The following is a 1,822-nucleotide window of genomic DNA, read 5'->3' as shown; positions in this document are numbered from 1 at the left end:
CCACCGCGACCACCGCGACCACCGCGACCACCGCGACCACCGCGACCACCGCGACCACCGCGACCACCGCGACCACCGCGACCACCGCGAACACCGCGAACACCGCGAACACCGCGAACACCGCGCCGCAGGCCGCCGCCGTATCCCCCGTCACGCAGCCGATGGCTTCCGCTGCGTCGTTTGTCACGAAGCCGTCGGCGGAGCGCGCGCAACCGGCCGCGCCGGCCTTTGATCCGGATACGCATCTGCGTCCACTGACCGACCGGCTCGCCGCACTGCAGGCCGACGTGGATGGCCTGACGCACACGGCCGATCGCGAGATGCGCCGCGTCAACCGCTTGCTGCTGGCGTTGGCCATCGTCGTGCTGGCCGGGCTCGTCGCGCTGGTGATGCAGACGCGGCAGATCGCGCACCTGAAGCAGGACGTGGCCACGAAGCAGCAGCGGATCGATCGCCTCGCGGCCGATCTGTCGACGCAGCAGGCAACGCTGATGACGCTCGAGGAGCATCACGAAGCGCTTCTGTCGCAAGTCGACCGGCTGCAGCGCAACGCGAATCGCGAGGCGGCTGTCGCAAAGCGTGCCCGCCGCACGCGTTAATCGTTTCGACCCTATCCTGGGAGCCCGACGGAGCAAGGATCGCCGGTTTGTACCGGTGATCGGCCGTCGTGCGCATGCGTCAAATCGATGCGGTGCGCTGGCAGAGTTCAGGGAAAACCCTTAGAATGGAGTCAATCTAAGGGAAAACCCTAGCCACATCTGTCAGGAGTCTCACATGAGCTTCATCCTCGCCCTGCTGCAAAAGATCGACGACCTTTTCGTGTCTCCGCACCTGCCGCTCGACGCCGAATACTCGTACGCTGCGCGTCGTGCCGAAGCCGAGCGCGTGCGCCGTGCGCATCTCGTGCCGATCGTCCTGTACCGTCGCTGATTCGCTGATTCGCTGATTCGCTGATTCGCTGATTCGCTGATTCGCTGATTCGCTGCCAGCGCGGCGCTTGCCGTACCTGCCTGCCCGCTTTCCGCCGCCACATCGCGCGTCGGCGCGACCGTCCCGCTACACTGGAAGTCCGATTCCGTTCACGGTGACCGGGCCATGCTGCAGATGCGGCCGATGACGGCCAGCGAATTCCACGCGTACCGCACGCGAGCCATCGACGGCTACGCGAGCGATCTCGTTTCATCCGGACAAAATGCTGTCGAAGACGCGGCCAGCCGGGCGCGCGCCTGTTTCGACACGCTGCTGTCGGACGGCCTGCGTACCTCCGGCCAGACCCTCGTCGTGCTCATCGACGGCGCCAGCGGCGACGCGGTGGGCGACCTTTGGTACGCGATCGTGCCCGAAGGGCCGAACCGCACGCTGTTCATCTACGACCTCGACATCGCCCCGTCCCGGCGCCGCCAGGGCTGGGCCACGCGTACGCTCGAGGCACTTGATGCCGAGGCACGCCAGTACGGCGTCACCGAGATCGGGCTGTCGGTGTTCAATCACAACGCGGCGGCCCGCGCGCTGTATCGTGCGTGCGGCTTCGCGCCGATCACGACGACGTTGATCAAGCCAGTCGTTTCGGACTGAATCCACCGGCCGGCGCCGCGTCGTCATGCGCTGGCGATTCGACTCGCCGCGTTTGGCCGACTCCGGCCGACTTCCCCGCTTCCCCGCCTGCCGAAAGCGCCGAACGGCCATCAGGCCGTTCGGCGCACGTCACCGGCGCACGTCACCGGCGCACGTCACCGGCGCACGTCACCGGCGCACGTCACCGGCGCACGTCACCGGCGCACGTCACCGGCGCACGTCACCGGCGCACGTCACCGGCGCACGT

2 protein-coding genes and 1 pseudogene are annotated in these 1,822 nt (G+C 67.6%); all 3 read left to right on the top strand.

Going from position 1 to position 1,822, the window contains the following annotated elements; all coding sequences use genetic code 11:
• Positions 1–599, top strand: a pseudogene (locus G3N99_RS39985) (flagellar hook-length control protein FliK); the annotation flags it as partial.
• Positions 600–774: 175 nt separating this feature from the next.
• Positions 775–930 carry a hypothetical protein gene (locus G3N99_RS39980; protein ID WP_006481665.1) on the top strand — a complete coding sequence of 52 codons (156 nt, stop codon included), beginning with the start codon at positions 775–777 and terminating at the stop codon, positions 928–930.
• Between the two features lie 165 nt (positions 931–1,095).
• Complete coding sequence (locus G3N99_RS39975; RefSeq protein ID WP_206125164.1) at positions 1,096–1,575, top strand: GNAT family N-acetyltransferase; 480 nt, start codon at positions 1,096–1,098, stop codon at positions 1,573–1,575.
• The last annotated feature ends 247 nt before the right edge of the window (positions 1,576–1,822 follow it).

Source organism: Burkholderia sp. Ac-20392 (assembly GCF_017104585.1).
Lineage (GTDB): Bacteria > Pseudomonadota > Gammaproteobacteria > Burkholderiales > Burkholderiaceae > Burkholderia > Burkholderia lata.
Note: the sequence above shows the minus strand (reverse complement) of the source record. Positions and strands in the feature narration are given on the sequence as shown.